The organism is Roseobacter sp. S87 (assembly GCF_055693285.1).
Window position 1 is genome coordinate 2,889,482 of the sequence record NZ_JBVFTR010000004.1, and the last position, 15,540, is coordinate 2,905,021.

The following is a 15,540-nucleotide window of genomic DNA, read 5'->3' on the forward strand; positions in this document are numbered from 1 at the left end:
TCGACAGCCTAAGCAAACATTTATACCATCGTCAATCATGAATGGCACAAACGTATCATCTGTAATTCTGGAACGCCTCGCGGGCGAATTGTCTGAACTGACGCCAGAGGCCCGCAAAGCAGCCACTTATGTGCTGGAAAACCCACGGGATGTGGGCGTTTCAACCGTGCGCGAGATCGCCGAAGCTGCACGCGTCAAACCCAACACGGTGGTCCGCATGGCCCGGCAGGTCGGCTTTGACGGGTACGAAGATTTCCGCGAGCCGTTCCGCGAAGCGATTCGCAGAGGTGCTGCGGATTTTCCGGAACGCGCACGCTGGCTGCAGGACATCCGGAAGTCCGGTGCGCTCGGAGGCCTTTACGCAGACATGGTGCAAGGCGCCCTGCGCAACGTCGAAGATACGTTTGCCGGGATCACGGCTGATGATCTCAGCACCGCTGCACAAACGATCTGGAAATCCCGGAACGTTTTCACGCTCGGCGTCGGTGTGAACAATTCCAATGCGCGCAATTTCACGTACCTTGCCTCGACCGGCATGGTGCAGTTCCACGCAATTCCAAGGCCAGGATCAACACCGATCGATGATCTGGCCTGGGCTGACGGGCGCGACGTGCTCATCGCCATTACCTGCAAGCCCTATCGCCGGGAAGTCGTCGAAGCTGTGGAGATCGCAAAAGAACAGGGCATGAGCATTATCGGCCTGTCCGACAGCCCCGCCAGCCCGATCATCCGGGCCGCAGATCATGGTTTCGTGGTGTCCGCAGAAACGCCCCAGTTTTTCCCATCGTCCGTCAGCACAATCGCACTGCTGGAAACACTGCTTTCTTTTGTGATCGCAGTGGCAAGCGACGAGGTTGTCACACGGGTCGAAACCTTTCACCGCCGCCGGCACCAGCTGGGCATTTACGACGGAGATCCGGAATGACGCAGCCCATCCGGTCGCTTGATGCACGATATTACACTGATCCGATTGTGTTCGAGACCGAGAAAGCCGGTTTCCTGGCCAGAACGTGGCAGTTCGGGTGCCACAGTGCAGACCTTGCCGGGCCTGGCGATTACGCGACCTTTGAAATTGCCGGCGAGAGCCTCTTTGCGATCCGCGGGCGCGACGACAAAATCCGGGTGTTCTATAATGTCTGCCAGCACCGCGCACATCAGCTGGTATCGGGCAGCGGCACCACCCGCGTTGTCGTCTGCCCCTATCACGCCTGGACCTATGAACTGACCGGGGCGTTGCGGTCAGGCCCGAACATCCGCGCAGTCGAGGGCTTTGACCGTTCTGATGTCTGCCTGACAGAGGTCCGGGCAGAAGAATTCCTGGGGTTCATTTTTGTGAATCTCGACCCCGACGCCGGCCCGATGGACACATGGTTTCCCGGCGCGCGGCAGGAACTGGAAGAATGGGTGCCGCACTGGCAGGAGCTGAAACCGCTGGAATGGGTCGAGGTGCCGGAAAACTGCAACTGGAAAGTTTCCGTTGAGAACTATTCCGAATGCTATCACTGCGCCCTTTGTCACCCCACATTTGCCAGCGGCGTTGTCCGGCCTGAAACCTACGACATCCAGCCGCAGGGCATGTGTCTGCGGCACACCACGGAATGCCAGAACCTTGAGGATATGACCTATGATATCCACTCAGGTTTTGAGCATGAGGCGGAGTATTCCAGCTGGTTTCTCTGGCCGATGTTCAGCTTTCAGGTCTATCCGGGCAATGTTCTGAACACTTATCACTGGCGCGTGGTCGACGCGCATCGCGTCGTCGTCTGGCGGGGGTGGTATTCGGTTGGCGGTGCGGAAAACCCGGTGGTTCGCCAGCTCGCCCGCCAGGACCGCGAGACAACCGTTGCTGAAGACATCACACTGGTGGAATCCGTTCAGCGGGGGCTGCACTCGCGGGGTTACCGGCCCGGGCCACTGGTCATTGACCCGCGCGGCGGCGTGAACTCCGAGCATCCTGTCATGCACCTGCAACGCTGGATGCGCGAAGCAATTGACGCCGGGGAGACGGTCTGACAGTCCGGACCCGGACCAACGAGCCTGGCAACAGAAGGAACAGACGATGAGCGTTTTTGACGAAGACCTTTTTCTCCAGGGGCTGGAACAGCGGAAATCGACGCTCGGCGCGGAATACGTCGAACGCAATCTGGCCGCTGCTGACGATTTCACCCGTCCGTTTCAGGAAGCGATGACCGCGTGGTGCTGGGGCTTCGGGTGGGGCGATGACACGCTCGATGCTAAAACACGTTCGATGCTGAACCTGTCGATGATCGGGGCACTTGGAAAAATGCAGGAATGGGAACTGCATTGCCGTGGTGCCATCAACAACGGCGTGACCAAAGAAGAGGTACGTGCGATCATCCATGTGATCGCGATCTATTGTGGCGTGCCGCAGGGTCTCGAATGCTTCCGCGTTGCCAGAAAAGTCTTTGACGAGGGCTGACCGCCCGGACCGTGCGTCCGGGCGATACCGGTTCAGACCAGTTCGGCGTCCGTCATAATCTCGACCAGCGCCGGGCCGTCCACTGCCAGCGCATTTCTGATTGCGTCTTCGATCCCGCCGGTTTCCGTGACCTTTTCACCGTGACCGCCGCAAAGCCGCGCGAAAGCTGCAAAGGACGGGTTCTGCAGATCCGTTTCCCAGACCGGCCATTCGCCCGAGCGCTGTTCCTTGGAGATTTTCCCGAGCTCGCCGTTGTGAAGCAGGATATGGGTGATATCCATTCCGTATTTGACCGCCGTGGTGAATTCCATTGGATACTGACCAAAGCCACCATCGCCGGAAATGGAAATCACTTTGCGACCGCGCAGGCTTTCAATGTCCTGCGTTGCAGCCCAGGCCCCCATCGCAGCCGGCAACCCGAAACCGATTGACCCAAGATATCCTGACATCAGCACGCGCTGTGTACCTTTGGTTTCAAGATACCGCCCAAACGAATAGGTGTTGTTGCCCACGTCCACTGCGAAAATGGCATCGTCCGGTACCAGTTCTGCCCAGCGCCTCGAAAATCGCAAAGGAATGGATGCCTTTGCCATGCTCTTCGGCCAGACGGCGTGTTTTTTCATTGCGCCAGATGTTCCAGCGATCTTTGAGTTCACTGACCTGGTCCACGGCGTCCGCATGGCGCGTGATGGCAGGGCCCGCGACGCCGCAGAATGCGCCGATCTCCCCCCAGACCGGCACTTTGACCGGGTTGAATTTGCCAAGCTGCATCCTGTCGTAATCGACCTGGATGATATCCTTTTTAGGCGCAATGCCAGTGTGGTTGGAGAAACTGGCACCGAATGCGATCAGCACATCGGCCTCATTCATGAACCAGCTGGCAATCGGCGTGCCCGAGCGACCCAGAACACCTGCGCCCAGCGGATGACTGTCGGGCACCAGCCCCTTGGCTTTGAACGTGGTGACCACCGGTGCCCCGATTTTCTCGGCCAGCGCAATGATCTGATCACGTGCACTGTAAGCGCCATGCCCCACAACGATGAGCGGCCTTTTCGCGCTGTTAAGCAGGGACACGGCCGCATCGGTCTCTTCCTGAGACGGCGTAATCCGCGTACTGCTGAGACGCCCTTCTGGCATCCCTGCAGGCTGATCCGACGGCAGTGTCTGCATATCGTCCGGGAAAATAAGATGCGCGACATCCTGGTTCACAATGGCGTTCTTGCAGGCCAGCGACATCAGTTCAGCGTGGTTCGACGTGCTGAGGGCAGTCTGCGAGAACCTGGAAACCGCCTGAAACGCGGAGGCCAGATCAATGTCCTGAAATGCTCCGGGGCCAAACACCTGGGTCTGCACCTGGCCTGTCAGCGCCAGTACGGGCGCCCGGTCCACCTTCGCATCCCAGAGACCCGTGATCAGATTGGTTGCCCCGGGACCTGCGATCGTGAGACAGGCCGCCGGTTTACCCGTCAGTTTCCCATAGGCCGATGCGGCAAAGGCGGCGGCACCCTCATGCCGGATCCCGTAGTATTTGAGCTTTTTGTCTACGACAGCCAGGCGGATGGCGTCTGCCAGACCAAGGTTGGAGTGACCAACCATGCCGAACACCGACTGAACGCCCCAGTTGACCATGGTTTCGGTCATGACATCCGTTGTCGTGCGCTCGTGCGGCGGCTCCGCTTCCAGCCCCACAAAGATTTCGCCGTCACGGATGTCGAGCGGATACATCTCCTGCCCGGTATCCTCATGACCACCCGGCGGCTTGCCGGTCAGCGGGTCAAAGTCCCAGCCGTGCCAGGGGCAGCGGATCCAGCATTTGTCATCGATACCCTTTTCAATTGACCCTTCGCCCAGCGGACCGCGCTGGTGCGGACAGTGATTGTTCATCGCAGCCCATTGGCCGTCAAAGTGCACGAGGCAAATCGACGTCGTCCGTGCCGTCACTGTTTTGATGCGCCCCTCCGGCAGGTCGTCCACGTGGCCGACAGAGATCCAGTCCAGGTTATCCGTTGTCATCAGTTCTCTCCTTATGCCACGCCGCCGAATGCCACGCCCGATATGTCGGCCATGTCACGTTTCCAGGTTGTCAGATCATCCGCGTTGAAACCGTTCAGGTGATCATGTCCGCAGGCCCGGGCCATCACCTGCATGAGCTCAACGCTTGCCTCAAAAAAGTTGGCAAGCTGGCGCGCTGATTTCTCAACTACCAGACGGTTGACCAGATGCGGTTTCTGCGTGGCGATGCCCACCGGGCAGTTGTTCGTGTGGCACGCCCGCATCGCCAGGCAACCAATGGCCTGCATTGCCGAATTTGACACCGCAATCGCGTCCGCGCCGAGCGCCAGCGCCTTGATGAAATCTGCCGGCTTGCGCAGCCCCCCTGTGATCACCAGCGAGACGTCACGCCGGTCCAGCTGGTCCAGATGGCGGCGGGCGCGGGCCAGCGCCGGTATGGTTGGCACGGAGATATTGTCGCGGAAAATTACCGGAGCAGCGCCGGTACCACCACCACGCCCATCGAGGATAATGTAATCGACGCCGACCGCGAGGGCTGCGTCAATGTCCCGCTCAATATGCTGTGCCGAGAGTTTGTAGCCAATAGGAATACCGCCCGTCCTGTCCCGGACCTCATCAGCAAATACCTTTATCTGGCCGACGTCTGTCCAGTCAGGAAAGCGCGAAGGGGATATGGCGGAGGTCCCCGGCTCCAGATCACGTACTTCCGCAATTTTGCCCTGAACCTTTTCACCCGGGAGGTGGCCTCCAGTACCGGTTTTCGCGCCCTGCCCGCCCTTGAAATGAAACGCCTGGACCCTGTCCAGCTTATCCCAGCTGAAACCAAACCGCCCCGATGCAAGCTCATAGAAATAGCGGCTGTTGGCTTCCTGCTCTTCGGGCAGCATGCCGCCTTCACCGGAGCAGATACCGGTACCAGCCAGTTCAGCGCCACGCGCAAGCGCGATTTTGGCGGGTTCAGACAGCGCGCCAAAACTCATATCTGAAACAAAGAGCGGGATGTCGAGACGCAGCGGTTTCTGCGCATTCGGACCGATAACCACGTCCGTACCGACCGGAGCATCATCCAGCAAAGGCGCGCGGTGCAGCTGTGCTGTGAGCAGCTGAATGTCATCCCAATCCGGCAGTTCGGTGCGCGGCACGCCCATAGATTCGACGATCCCGTGGTGTCCGGTTTTGGACAGACCGGATTTTGCATAGGTGTGGATCAGCCCGGTGTATGGTTCTTCGGCTATGCCATGGCTCGGATCGGCGTAAAGACCCAGATACAGAATCCCGGTTGTAAGGCTGCGGATTTTCATAGCCCCACTGATTGATCTCGTCCGCATCCACACAGATGTCGTCACCTTCAATCCATGAAGTAAACTTTGGCAGTTTCTCGTCGTTGGCATAGGCGGATACGCCGCTGTCCAGCCGGTAATCCCAGTTGTGCACACCACAGATCAGATCGTCGCCCCGCACATGGCCATCCGACATCAGCGCTCCGCGGTGCAGGCATCGACCGTAGAACACAGAGATATTTTCATCAAACCTTACAACGACAAGATCAACTTCGCCGACCAGCGCATATTCCGGCTTCCGGTCTGCAAGCTCACTGAGTTTGTAAATGGCTGTCTTATTCATCTGGTTCCTTCCGTTCTTTCCTGCCCGCCACAGCACCATCATCCGAAATGTGCCGTGAGCCGCCTTCAGACTGTGCCCCGGAAAACCCGAAAAATGCTAATCACAAAATTACACCGACCCGGCTGCACTCTGGTTTGTGCCGGTCCGGCAACGCTCACAAATCAACATGGAAAACACCGTACGCGGCAACTGACCGGACAAAAAACTAGAAAAAAGCGAAACACCGGATGATAATCAACGCATAGTTGACCCATTTCAGAGTGATTTTCATGCCCAGTATTCCATACCGCCTACAGGAATTTCTTTTTCGTATCATCGAGGGGATTCCGCCTCTTGCAGAACTGGTGAACCGGTGGGCGATCAATCGCGTCGTCAAACGGGCCCGGTTCCGCCCACACCCGATGAGCACACGTCACGACTATGTGTCATGGGCCGGCCTCACGGACCGCCGGTGGAGCGGGCGGCACCTGCCCCCTGATCCGCGTGAGGACATGCCGGACCCCGAGGCGCTTGCCGCGTTGTTCGCCCGTCGCGACGGTCATCAGCGCATGTGCCCGAAATCGACCTGCCTCTTCCCGGCTTTTGCGCAGTATCTGACGGACGGCTTCATCCGCACAGAGACCGAGGACCTGACCGCAGAAGGTGAAACTCAGCAGACCCGCCTGAAAAGAAACACGTCGAACCATGAGATTGACCTGTGCCCGCTGTACGGGCGCACCGAAGAGCAGACAAACGCGCTGCGTCTCAGATCAAACGCGAAGGGCCGCAAAGGGCGGCTCAAAACTCAGACGATCAATGGCGAAGATTATGCGCCGTTTCTGTACAAAGACGGCAAGGTCGATCCGGACTTTGCGGTGCTGGACCATCCGCTCGGCGACAGCAGCATTGATGATGACCGTCGCGCAAAGCTATTTGCCTTTGGCGGCGATCGTGCCAATTCAGTCCCACAGACTGCGATGATGAACACGTTGTTCCTGCGTGAACACAACCGCCTTGCAGGCGAAATCGAAGCGGAAAACCCGGACTGGGATGATGACCGCGTCTTTGAGACCGCACGTAACACCGTGATTGTTCTCTTCATCAAGATCGTGGTCGAAGACTACATCAATCACATCTCGCCGCTGCCCTTCAACCTGCGTGCCGACCCGTCGGTCGCCTGGAATGCCGCGTGGAACAAACCCAACTGGATCACGACCGAGTTCAGCCTGCTTTATCGCTGGCACGCGCTGATCCCGGACCAGATCCGCTGGGGCGGGAAGATGCACCCCGTAGGCTCGACATTTATGAACAATTCTCTGCTGATCGACGGCGGCCTCGCCGGGGCATTTGCAGACATCAGCGCCACGCAGGCCGCTGAACTGGGCCCGCGAAATACGGCAAATCCTCTGCTGCACATCGAGATTTCGTCAATCCAGCAGGACAGGTTCTGCCAGCTTGCAGGTTTCTCAGACTATTGTGACTATCTGGGGCAGAACCGGCCGTTTTCCTTTGAGAGCATCTCTTCTGATCCGGAAGTCGCAGAGATGCTGCGCGGGTTCTACAATAGCACCCGGGATGTTGACTTCCATGTCGGCCTTTTCTGCGAGGACCGGGTGAAAAACAGCCCGCTCCCGAATCTGATCCTGCTCTTTGTGGCCCTCGATGCCTTCAGTCAGGCGCTGACGAATCCCCTGCTGTCGAAACACGTCTTCAAACCCTCCACTTTTGCGGGTCCGGGATGGCAGGCGATCGGGAACACCAGTTCGATACGCGAAGTTCTTGCGCGGAATACGGCCGGTGAACTCGGCGAAACATTCGTTGGTTTCACGCGCAGGGAGTGGCAGCCGGAGTAGGGTATTCCGCCTTGCGCGAACCATGGACACGGCCTTGAAAATCAGGACGATCTGCTGCCTGCGGTTGTAATCCGGCGGGAGCAGACCCCTCCCTGACGCCAACCCCAAAATACGGCTCCGGAGCGGCGGGTTTTTCAGCCCATCGACAAAACTCGTGTTTTTCCCTTGCCGAAACCGGTTTCGGAGCTCACCCTGATTCTCGGGAGGACAAAATTTTGCGGACAGCCGAGGATCAGACGCTGCGGAAAACCGGTGTAAACCGGGTGACCATATCTGATGTGTCAGACGCGCTGGGGCTGACCAAATCCACCGTGTCGCGGGCGCTGAATGACTACCCCGATATCGCCGAAGGTACACGCCTCCGCGTGCGCCGCATGGCAGAGAAAATGGGGTATAACCCACTGAGTTTTGCCCAGGCTATCCGGACCGGTCTGACGCGTTCCGTTGGCCTTGTTATTCAGATGGCGGACCACGACGCGCACCGTCCTTTTCTTGCGGAATTCCTCGCAGGGGTGTCGCAGGGCGCCAGTGCTCAGGGCTGGACCCTCACCCTGGCCGCCGCAAATGACCCCGAACACACTCTTGAGACGTTTTCGTCGATGATCCGTGACCGCAAAGTCGACGGCTTCATTATTCCCCGTACGCTGGTGCACGATGACCGGATTGATCTGCTGCGCCGCAAGAATTTCCCATTCGTGCTCTTCGGGCGCACATCAGACCCGGCAGACTGTGCATGGTTCGATCTGCTGGGCGAGGATGCGATGCAGGACGCGGTGCGCAGGCTGGCGTCGATGGGCCACAACCGCATCGGTTTCATCAACGGTGGTCTGCAATACAATTATGCGGCCCTTCGGCGCGACGGCTTTGTGCTGGGTATGCAGGAAGCAGGCCTGCGCGTTGATCCCGCGCTTATGGGTGATGACGCTGTCACGATCACTGAAGGCCGCAATGAAGCACTCCGGATGCTGCGTCTGCCGGAGCCGCCCACAGCCATTGTCTGTGCGGTGGACATGGCAGCTCTGGGCGTCTACCGCGCGGCTGCTGAATGCGGACTTGCGGTCGGCTCGGACATCTCGACGCTGTCCTACGACGGCACACCGGACGGCGCGCATGCGACGCCGCAGCTCAGCACTTATGCGGTCAACTTCACCAGATCGGGCAGCACACTCAGCAATCTGCTGATCCGCAGGATCAGGGGCGAGGACCCGGAAACGCTGCGGGAAACCGAAGAAGCCGAATTTCTGGACCGGGGGTCAGCAGGCCCACCCGCACTCACATCCGGCGAAATCGCCGGGCGCGTCGCAAAAAGCGCCGCATAACAAGGACTTCAATGGGAGGAAATCAATGAAAATCAACCACAAATCCATACTGCTGACAGGGGCGGCAATGGCGCTCTGCCTGTCGTCCATCGCGGCGAGTGCGGAATCAATCCGCTTCTGGACCACAGAAGAACAGCCCGAACGTCTGGCGCGCCAGGAACAGATGGCAGCCGACTTTGCCGCCGCATCGGGGCACACCGTCGAAGTAATCCCGGTTTCAGAAACCGATCTGGGCACACGCGCGACAGCGGCCTTTGCGGCAGGCGATCTGCCGGACGTGATCTATCACCCGCTGCAGTATGCACTGCCATGGGCCGATGCCGGCATCCTGGACCCGGATGCCGCAACCGACGTTATCGAAGCACTTGGTGAGAAAACATTCGCGGCCGGCGCACTGGGTATGGCGGCAACCGCTGACGGATACGCGTCTGTACCGGTGGACGGCTGGACCCAGATGCTGGTTTATCGTGCGGACAAGTTCGAAGAAGCCGGACTTGAGCCACCCACCACGTATGCCAACGTGCTGGCAGCGGTCGAAGCATTGCACAACCCGCCGGAAATGTACGGTTTTGTTGCAGCCACGAAGATTGACGAAAACTTCATGAGCCAGGTGCTGGAGCATGTCTTCCTCGCCAACGGTGTGTCTCCGGTTGGCCCGGATGGCATCAAACCGCTGGATGAGGCGGCGACCGTAGAAGTGCTCGAATTCTACAAGGCAATCGCAAAAGCATCCCCTCCCGGCGATCTGTACTGGGATCAGTCGCGTACGCTCTACTTCTCGGGCAATGCCGCGATGATCATCTGGTCACCCTTCATCCTTGATGAACTGGCCGGCCTGCGCGACAGTGCACCGCCCACCATCAACGACGACCCGACATCGCGGGATCTGGCGGCTGCAACAGGCATCGTGACCAACTTTGCCGGACCGTCCAACCCGGATGGCGCGGCATGGGGTGACATCCGCTACTTCGGTATCACATCGGATGCGTCCACCGATGCAGCAATGGAATTTGTCCAGTTCTCTATGAACGAAGGCTACGGCCAGACACTGGCCATCGCACCTGAGGGCAAATTCCCGGTGCGCCGCGGCACAGCGGACAACCCTGCTCAGTTCTCTGAACTCTGGGCGACGCTGGACGTTGGTGTGGATCGTAAAGCTCCGCTGGGTGATCTTTATGATCAGGCAATGATCGATGAGATCGTGGGCGGCCTCGACGTGGCCCAGCGCTGGGGCGTTTCCGACGGCCAGCTTGCAGTGGCCTCCAAGGTGATCAACAGCCAGGTCATCAACCGTCTTGTGCGCGAGTTCATTGACGGAGAGCGCGATGCTGCCGCCACCGTGGCAGAGCTCAACACAGCAATCGCCGGCGTCCAGTAACCGCCGGTGACACCGGAGGCGGCGCTGGCCGTCGCCTCCGAACCTTCTTCAGATTTCAGGATGAACCATGACTGATGCTGTCCCACCAAAGGGCACAGGCCCCCTCGCGCGGCTTGAAGCGCGGCTGGCCTGGGGCTTGCTGGCTCCTACCATCACCGCTGTCGCGCTGGTCGTGGTGCTGCCGCTCCTCGCAATTTTCTGGATCTCGGTGAAGCCGGTATCCCTTTCGGATCTGCGGCCACCGGAGATGGTGGTACGCGAAGACATCCGTGGCGATTTCGAAGCGCCCGGAGATCAGGCGAACATCCGCTATCGTCTGCGCAATTCGTCCCAGGAACAGCCCATTGGTGGCGTTGGTATCTCCGACGTCGTGCCAGAGGGCCTGACCGTCGGCGCGCTGGATGAGCGCTGTACACTCGACGGGCGCAACCTGGATTGTGATCTAGGAGACTGGGAAGGCGGGCAGCGTGAGCGCCTCATGATCCCTGTCACTGTCGGACAGGCCTATCTCGATAATGGTCTGCGCCCACAGGACAGCGCTGTGATCATACGCGGCAAAAGCTCGAACGTACTGACCAATGCGACCTTCACCTTCGAGAACTTTGCCAGGGTGTTTGATGGCGACGAATTCTGGGAAGTCCTCTGGGTCACGCTGTTTTATACGGTTTTCGGCACCATCGGCGCGCTGCTCTTCGGGCTCTTTGCCGCGCTGCTGCTGAACAAGTCCTTCCGCGGTCAGGGTATCCTGCGCGGGCTCTATCTCTTTCCCTACGTATCGCCGGTGATCGCTGTGGCCTTTGCCTGGATCATCCTCTTTGATCCGTTCTCCGGCTCAGCCAATGCTCTGCTGGTGCAGATGGGCGTGACACAGCAGTCGATCAACTTCTTCGGGGAACGACCGCTGGCACTTATTATGGTGACGGTCTTCGAGATCTGGCGCTACTTCCCGCTGTCGTTCCTTTTCATCCTTGCCAGGATGCAGAGCATCGACACGGACATGTACGAAGCCGCAGACATGGACGGCGCATCACCCTTCCAGCAGTTCTGGGCGCTGTCGGTGCCCCAGTTGCTGGGCATTCTCAGCGTGTTGTTCCTGCTGCGCTTCATCTGGACCTTCAACAAGTTTGACGACATTTTCCTGCTGACCGGCGGTAACGCGGGCACGCGTACCCTCACGGTGAATGTCTACGAGCAGGCCTTTGCGGTGTCGAACATCGGGGCGGGTGCCGCCGTTGCCGTGGTCATTTTTGGCTGCCTGCTGCTCTTCTCCGTCTTCTTCTTCAAATTTATCAGCCGGGAGGAAGGGCTATGAGCATGTTCCGATATGGCTATGTCACGGCGCCTGTACTGGGTGTGCTGTGGCTCTTTATCATCGCGACCACCGTTGCTGTGGCGATGAGTTTCGCAACCGGTTCCGCATTCCGGCCCTCCGGCGCAGGCTCCCTTATCTGGGGTATCCTGATCGGGTTCGCCTGCATCCGTGGGCAGTCATGGCAGCCGATGGCAGCCGCCGCCGCCGTTACCGCAGCCACACTTGCGGGGTTTGGCCCTCTGGTGATCGGAGAAAACGTATCCGGTTTCTCAGCAGTGACCGGGGCTGTTGCAACGGCTGGTTTCGCAGCTCTTGGTCTGTGGATCATGCTGGACGACGTCGAAATGGGCGGGATCAACCGCCACATCTTCGAAGCCTCGGTCATCCGTTTTCTGACCGGTTTCGGCTATATCTTCTTTACTGCGATTGTCCTGATCCCGTTTTACGTGATGGTCCTGACCAGCCTGAAAAACCAGTCAGAGTTGATCCAGAACCCACTTGATTTCTCGATTGAGCTGTCCCGCGGCGCGGAACTGTTCCGCTCGTACGAGGAACTTTTCAGCCAGTTTAACTTCGGCACTTACCTGCTGAACTCTTTCCTGATCTCGGTTCTGACGGTTTTCATTACGCTGCTCTTTGCGGTGCCAGGGGCCTATGCTGTAGCACGCCTTCGGTTCAAAGGACGCGCTGCCTTTTCACGGTCCATTCTGCTGATCTACATGGTGCCGATGATCGTTCTTGCACTGCCCATCTACATCGCCTTTTCGATGACGGGCCTGCGCAACTCCATCGCCGGGATCATCATGATCTACCCTGTGACCACCATTCCAGTGGCACTCTACATGCTGCAGGGGTACTTCCGCGGTCTGCCGGGAGAGGTAGAGGAAGCGGGCCTGATGGACGGGCTGAACCGGCTGCAGGTGATCTGGAAAATCACCCTGCCGCTGTCGCTGCCTGCAATGGCGTCAGTATCACTCTATGTCTTCATGATCGCCTGGAACGAATTCCTTCTTGCCTTCATGCTGCTGGATGATCCGAGCAAATTCACACTCACACGCGGCATCGCGTCGCTGAACTCTTCCGAAATTCCGCGTCAGCACCTGATGGCAGGCTCCGTTATCGCAACGGTCCCGATCATGGCGCTGTTCCTGGGCCTTGAGCGTTTCATGACCAAAGGCCTGACCGCTGGATCGGTGAAAGGATGACACATGTATCTGTTGAAAAAACCAACGCCGCCTGGCGGCAGCAGCCCGGTATGAGGACCGCGCCATGACCGATCTTACAGACCTCGCGCGCAGCATACTGCGCCAGAATGACAAAGGCGGCTACACGCTTCCGACCCATGGCCTGTATCCCTATCAGTGGAACTGGGACAGTGCGTTTGCCGCCTGGGGCTTTTCGACCTTCGATGCGGGCCGTGCCTGGGAAGAGCTGGAAACTCTGGTCTCCGGACAATGGGAAGACGGAATGATCCCGCATATCCTGTTCCACCGTCCGGACCCCGGCTACTTTCCCGGTTCAGACGTCTGGCAGGGCCGTGGCCCGATCCCATCGTCCGGGATCAGCCAGCCGCCGGTGGCAGCCTCCTTCATGGCCAAGATCCTCGCAAATGACCCGACCGGCGAGCCCCGCGCGCGGGCTCTCTGGCCAAAGCTGCGCGACTGGCACCACTGGTTCATGAAATGGCGTCTCGATCAGGGAGCGGTCTGTGTGACCCACCCCTGGGAGGCCGGACGCGATAACGCACCGGACTGGGATGCTGCGATGCGGGCCATCGACCCAAGCGGCGTGGGCGAATACACGCGACGTGACACAAGCCATGTCGATCCCGCGATGCGGCCCACGAAATACGACTACGACCGCTACATCAAACTGGTGCAGATCGGCGTTTCGGTGAACTGGGATCAGGCGAAACTGCTCGAACTGAATCCATTCCGTGTGGCGGATCCGACGATGACCTTCACCCTGCTGCGCGCCCAGCGTGATCTTGCAGCAATGGGCCGGCGGTTCGGCGAAGATGTCAGCATGATCGAAGAATGGATCAGCACGCTGGAGGCAGGCGCCGCGACGCTGTGGAACGACGAAACCGGCGGCTATGACAGCCGGGACGCGCACACAGGCCGGTTCAACGGTGTGCTAAGCAATGCGTCCGCCCTGTGCTGGTATGCCGGGATCAATGATCAGCGCGCGCGCCCGGCCATCGAACGGATGCTGGGGGCCTGCGAATACGGCCTGCCGAGCTATGACCCACAGGCCGAAGGTTTCGAAAGCCTCCGTTACTGGCGCGGGCCGACCTGGCCCATAATGAACTACCTGGTGGGTTCCGGACTGGAAGAACAGGGACAGCATGATCTCGCCGGACGCATCCGCCGCGATACCGCGCGGCTGATGGAAATGAACGGTTTTGCCGAATACTATGATCCGCTGAGTGGTGCGCCCGCTGGCGGAGGGTCTTTCACATGGACCGCCGCAGTCTGGCTTGGATGGGCCGGCCTGTCTCCGGAAACACGCCAGGGAGCAGCATAATGTCTTCAATTGCACTCAGAGCCGTCGAGAAATGGTACGGTGAGGTTCAGGTCATCAAAGGGGTGGACCTCGAGATCGAAGAGGGTGAATTCATCATCTTTGTCGGCCCCTCCGGCTGCGGCAAATCCACACTGCTGCGGATGATTGCCGGACTTGAGGAAACATCGCGCGGGCAGATCATGATCGCTGACCGCGATGCCACTGCAGAGCCGCCCAACAAACGCGGGCTTGCCATGGTGTTCCAGAGCTACGCGCTCTATCCGCACATGTCCGTACGCGACAACGTGGGCTTTCCACTGAAATCCGCCGGACTGCCACAGGCAGAAATAAAGGAAAAGGTCGACGAGGCCGCCCGTGTCCTGAAGCTGGATGCCTATCTCGACCGGCGGCCCAAAGATCTTTCCGGCGGTCAGCGGCAACGCGTGGCCATCGGGCGGTCGATCGTGCGCGATCCGACGGCCTTCCTCTTTGATGAACCCCTGTCGAACCTCGATGCCGCTCTGCGAGTTGAGATGCGCTATGAAATCGCCAAGCTTCACCAGACGCTGAAATCCACAATGATCTACGTGACGCACGATCAGGTTGAAGCCATGACACTGGCAGACCGGATTGTGGTCCTTGATGGGGGTCGCATCGCACAGGTCGGCTCACCGCGTGAACTTTATGAACACCCCGCGAACCTGTTTGTGGCACAGTTTATCGGCTCACCGCGGATGAACGTCTTTGCCGCAGCGCATTCATCCGGCATCGTCATCCCGGATCGCGCGGATCAGATCGGCATCCGGCCCGAACATATAACGGTCACGGGCACCGGTCAGGGCAATATCGACGGTACCGTTGATGTTCTCGAATACCTCGGTGCAGACACTTTTGTGGTCATGGATTGCGGTGGTGCCGGGCGGATCACGGTCCGGATTGCCGGCGATACGGAGCTCCGACCCGGTGACGCCTGCGGCCTCGCCTTCGAGAACGGCCGGTCCCATTTCTTTGATGCGGCAGGCCTCGCGGTTTCGGCCGGCTGACCAATGACAAACAACTGCGCCCCCTCGGTTCCGGGGCGCAGCAAACGGTTGCCCGGCTACAGGCAGATTTCTGCG

Annotated in this window: 13 protein-coding genes and 1 pseudogene; 10 read left to right on the forward strand and 4 right to left on the reverse strand. The window is 59.2% G+C overall.

The window, feature by feature from the left end; translation table 11 throughout:
* The first annotated feature begins 37 nt into the window (after nt 1–37).
* Genes ACZ1HA_RS15125 through ACZ1HA_RS15135 form a run of 3 tightly spaced genes read left to right on the forward strand, consistent with a single transcriptional unit; the run spans nt 38 to nt 2,440 of the window.
* Entirely contained in the window at nt 38–925 is an 888-nt protein-coding gene (locus ACZ1HA_RS15125; RefSeq protein WP_472714468.1) for a MurR/RpiR family transcriptional regulator, read from the forward strand.
* Nucleotides 922–2,013 (forward strand): aromatic ring-hydroxylating oxygenase subunit alpha, encoded by a 1,092-nt coding sequence (locus ACZ1HA_RS15130; RefSeq protein ID WP_472714469.1) that lies wholly within the window; start codon nt 922–924, stop codon nt 2,011–2,013. The genes ACZ1HA_RS15125 and ACZ1HA_RS15130 overlap by 4 nt, the downstream gene beginning before the upstream one ends.
* A gap of 46 nt (nt 2,014–2,059) precedes the next feature.
* On the forward strand, nt 2,060–2,440 hold the full coding sequence (locus ACZ1HA_RS15135) for a carboxymuconolactone decarboxylase family protein (RefSeq protein WP_472714470.1): 381 nt from the start codon (nt 2,060–2,062) through the stop codon (nt 2,438–2,440).
* Nucleotides 2,441–2,472: 32 nt separating this feature from the next.
* Here ACZ1HA_RS15135 and ACZ1HA_RS15140 read toward each other — a convergent pair whose 3' ends face one another.
* From ACZ1HA_RS15140 to ACZ1HA_RS15155, 4 genes and pseudogenes are all read right to left on the reverse strand, one after another.
* Complete coding sequence (locus tag ACZ1HA_RS15140; RefSeq protein WP_472714471.1) at nt 2,473–3,012, reverse strand: thiamine pyrophosphate-dependent enzyme; 540 nt, start codon at nt 3,010–3,012, stop codon at nt 2,473–2,475.
* On the reverse strand, nt 2,915–4,453 hold the full coding sequence (locus ACZ1HA_RS15145; RefSeq protein ID WP_472714472.1) for a thiamine pyrophosphate-binding protein: 1,539 nt from the start codon (nt 4,451–4,453) through the stop codon (nt 2,915–2,917). The genes ACZ1HA_RS15140 and ACZ1HA_RS15145 overlap by 98 nt, the downstream gene beginning before the upstream one ends.
* An 11-nt stretch (nt 4,454–4,464) precedes the next feature.
* Nucleotides 4,465–5,754, reverse strand: a complete 1,290-nt coding sequence (locus ACZ1HA_RS15150) for an FMN-binding glutamate synthase family protein (RefSeq protein WP_472714473.1) — start codon at nt 5,752–5,754, stop codon at nt 4,465–4,467.
* Nucleotides 5,755–5,881: 127 nt separating this feature from the next.
* Nucleotides 5,882–6,118: pseudogene (locus tag ACZ1HA_RS15155) on the reverse strand (Rieske (2Fe-2S) protein); the annotation flags it as partial.
* A gap of 227 nt (nt 6,119–6,345) precedes the next feature.
* On the opposite strand from ACZ1HA_RS15155, the gene ACZ1HA_RS15160 reads away from it, so the two are divergent.
* From ACZ1HA_RS15160 to ACZ1HA_RS15190, 7 genes are all read left to right on the forward strand, one after another.
* The gene (locus tag ACZ1HA_RS15160; RefSeq protein WP_472714474.1) at nt 6,346–7,908 is read left to right on the forward strand and encodes a peroxidase family protein; all 1,563 of its coding nucleotides are present in this window, start codon (nt 6,346–6,348) and stop codon (nt 7,906–7,908) included.
* 215 nt (nt 7,909–8,123) lie between these two features.
* Entirely contained in the window at nt 8,124–9,227 is a 1,104-nt protein-coding gene (locus ACZ1HA_RS15165) for a LacI family DNA-binding transcriptional regulator (RefSeq protein WP_472714475.1), read from the forward strand.
* A 25-nt stretch (nt 9,228–9,252) separates the two neighbouring features.
* Nucleotides 9,253–10,605 (forward strand): ABC transporter substrate-binding protein, encoded by a 1,353-nt coding sequence (locus ACZ1HA_RS15170; RefSeq protein WP_472714476.1) that lies wholly within the window; start codon nt 9,253–9,255, stop codon nt 10,603–10,605.
* Between the two features lie 67 nt (nt 10,606–10,672).
* Nucleotides 10,673–11,917 carry a carbohydrate ABC transporter permease gene (locus ACZ1HA_RS15175; RefSeq protein WP_472714477.1) on the forward strand — a complete coding sequence of 415 codons (1,245 nt, stop codon included), beginning with the start codon at nt 10,673–10,675 and terminating at the stop codon, nt 11,915–11,917.
* The gene (locus ACZ1HA_RS15180; protein ID WP_472714478.1) at nt 11,914–13,122 is read left to right on the forward strand and encodes a carbohydrate ABC transporter permease; all 1,209 of its coding nucleotides are present in this window, start codon (nt 11,914–11,916) and stop codon (nt 13,120–13,122) included. The genes ACZ1HA_RS15175 and ACZ1HA_RS15180 overlap by 4 nt, the downstream gene beginning before the upstream one ends.
* A gap of 64 nt (nt 13,123–13,186) precedes the next feature.
* Nucleotides 13,187–14,443, forward strand: a complete 1,257-nt coding sequence (locus tag ACZ1HA_RS15185; RefSeq protein WP_436398549.1) for an MGH1-like glycoside hydrolase domain-containing protein — start codon at nt 13,187–13,189, stop codon at nt 14,441–14,443.
* Entirely contained in the window at nt 14,443–15,465 is a 1,023-nt protein-coding gene (locus tag ACZ1HA_RS15190) for an ABC transporter ATP-binding protein (protein ID WP_472714479.1), read from the forward strand. The genes ACZ1HA_RS15185 and ACZ1HA_RS15190 overlap by 1 nt, the downstream gene beginning before the upstream one ends.
* Nucleotides 15,466–15,540 lie beyond the last annotated feature (75 nt).

Coding starts and splice junctions, on each gene's coding strand:
- ACZ1HA_RS15185 (WP_436398549.1), top strand. CDS start 13,187: ATGACCGATCTTACAGACCTCGCGCGCAGCATACTGCGCCAGAATGAC.
- ACZ1HA_RS15135 (WP_472714470.1), top strand. CDS start 2,060: ATGAGCGTTTTTGACGAAGACCTTTTTCTCCAGGGGCTGGAACAGCGG.
- ACZ1HA_RS15170 (WP_472714476.1), top strand. CDS start 9,253: ATGAAAATCAACCACAAATCCATACTGCTGACAGGGGCGGCAATGGCG.
- ACZ1HA_RS15150 (WP_472714473.1), bottom strand. CDS start 5,754: ATGAAAATCCGCAGCCTTACAACCGGGATTCTGTATCTGGGTCTTTAC.
- ACZ1HA_RS15175 (WP_472714477.1), top strand. CDS start 10,673: ATGACTGATGCTGTCCCACCAAAGGGCACAGGCCCCCTCGCGCGGCTT.
- ACZ1HA_RS15125 (WP_472714468.1), top strand. CDS start 38: ATGAATGGCACAAACGTATCATCTGTAATTCTGGAACGCCTCGCGGGC.
- ACZ1HA_RS15145 (WP_472714472.1), bottom strand. CDS start 4,453: ATGACAACGGATAACCTGGACTGGATCTCTGTCGGCCACGTGGACGAC.
- ACZ1HA_RS15180 (WP_472714478.1), top strand. CDS start 11,914: ATGAGCATGTTCCGATATGGCTATGTCACGGCGCCTGTACTGGGTGTG.
- ACZ1HA_RS15130 (WP_472714469.1), top strand. CDS start 922: ATGACGCAGCCCATCCGGTCGCTTGATGCACGATATTACACTGATCCG.
- ACZ1HA_RS15190 (WP_472714479.1), top strand. CDS start 14,443: ATGTCTTCAATTGCACTCAGAGCCGTCGAGAAATGGTACGGTGAGGTT.
- ACZ1HA_RS15160 (WP_472714474.1), top strand. CDS start 6,346: ATGCCCAGTATTCCATACCGCCTACAGGAATTTCTTTTTCGTATCATC.